This is a genomic window from Acinetobacter sp. 1566109 (assembly GCF_000582255.1).
GTDB lineage: Bacteria > Pseudomonadota > Gammaproteobacteria > Pseudomonadales > Moraxellaceae > Acinetobacter > Acinetobacter nosocomialis.
In genome coordinates, this window is record NZ_JEYB01000165.1 from 1 (window position 1) to 1,710 (window position 1,710).

At 35.0% G+C, this 1,710-nt stretch carries 2 protein-coding genes; both read left to right on the top strand.

Translation table 11 applies throughout. The features are described from left to right. Positions 1-364: alpha/beta fold hydrolase (locus J582_RS27025; RefSeq protein ID WP_032048917.1), on the top strand; the 364-nt coding region annotated here is incomplete at its 5' end. A 71-nt stretch (positions 365-435) separates the two neighbouring features. Next, on the top strand, positions 436-1,485 hold the full coding sequence (locus J582_RS25035; RefSeq protein ID WP_031981922.1) for an alpha/beta fold hydrolase: 1,050 nt from the start codon (positions 436-438) through the stop codon (positions 1,483-1,485). Positions 1,486-1,710: the final 225 nt, after the last annotated feature.

Consider the following 1,710-nt stretch of genomic DNA (forward strand, 5'->3'; position numbering starts at 1 on the left):
GTACTTTATTAAAACTTATGCAGGTAAAAAAGACATTTTTACGCCTGAACTCCTTGCTGAGTTGATTGAACCATATTCAACTCGAGATAAATTAAAAGCAGCTTTTGGTTATTACCATTCTCATGCTGATTCAGTTCGTCAAAATGAAGCATTACTTGCTAATGGTAAAAAGTTAACCATACCTTCTATGGCACTTACAGGCCAAAAAGGCGTAAATGATGTTTTGGTGAAAGAGATGCGAGCAAGATTTGTCGCTGATCCTGCCCAATACACTGCCATTATTTTGCCAGATACAGGACACTGGATGGTGGAAGAAAATGCTGAAGGTGTTGAAAAAAGTTTATCGAACTTTTTATTTAAATAAATATGAAATTCATCGCACTCAGGCTTAAGGCTTGGGTGCAATAAATTATTTATTTTAAATGAGTCATTAATATGAATAGATATTTTAAAAATATATCCATTTCTACAGCTTTTATTTTGGTTAGTTCATCATATGCAAATGCAGAATATGACCCAAACTTAAAGTCGATAGATACGCCACCAGCTGTTTCACAGCAAATGTTTAATAAAGTGAAATCTAATGGGCTAGGGCAATATTCTTATGCAAAAGGTTTATCTAGTAAGTTTATAGAGTCTGAAGGCGTAAAACTTCATTACGTTGAAGGCGGATCTAAAGGCACACCAATTGTATTTATTCATGGTTTTGGTTCGACATGGAAAATGTGGGAACCAGTCATGCTTTCTTATATGAAAGACCATAAAGTGATTGCAATAGATTTACCGGGTTTGGGTCAATCATCTCCCATACTTAACGATGATTATTCCGCAGAGAATGTATCGAAAATTCTATTAAGTGCCATAAAACAAATTACCAAGAATGAGCCTATTTATTATGTGAGTCATGACATTGGAAATACGGCCTCTTACCCTCTAGTTGCAAATAATCAAGATTACGTTAAAAAAGTTGTCTTTATGGATTCTCCAATTCCAGATATGGAGACATTCAATCACCCGGGTTATTCACCAAAAGGACCGGGTTTAGGCTGGCATTTTGGCTATTTTAGTTTTGGTGATATTGCTGAAAAGCAAATTGCGAATGACCCAAATTTATTTCTCTCGTACTTTATTAAAACTTATGCAGGTAAAAAAGACATTTTTACGCCTGAACTCCTTGCTGAGTTGATTGAGCCATATTCGACTCGAGATAAATTAAAAGCAGCCTTTGGCTATTACCGTTCAAAGAAAGACTCAGCCCTACAAAATGAAGCACTTTTAGCAAATAACAAAAAGTTATTTATTCCTGCAATGGCGCTTAGTGGTGAAAAGGGAGTGAATGATGTTTTGGTTAAAGAAATGAGAGCGAAGTTTGTGGAAGATCCAGCTAAGTTAGAAGCGGTAATTTTACCTAACACAGGTCATTGGCTAATTGAAGAAAACCCAGAAGGCGTCGAGAAAAGTTTATCCAAATTTCTATTTAAATAATCCGTAAAACTTTTACATTCGAATCGATCTTGAACTCGGATGTAACTCAGCTAAAACATCCTTATTCCTATTTGTTCGAGAGAAATGAAAGATGAAAAATAAACTGCCATTCTTGTCTTTATTTTTTGCTTGTCTTACTGCATCAACAGTCAGTTATGCAAATAATGTGTATGGAGAGCATTTAGAAGGATTTAAATATCCTTATCCGCTCCAATATTTTAACTT

Coding starts and splice junctions, on each gene's coding strand:
- J582_RS25035 (WP_031981922.1), top strand. CDS start 436: ATGAATAGATATTTTAAAAATATATCCATTTCTACAGCTTTTATTTTG.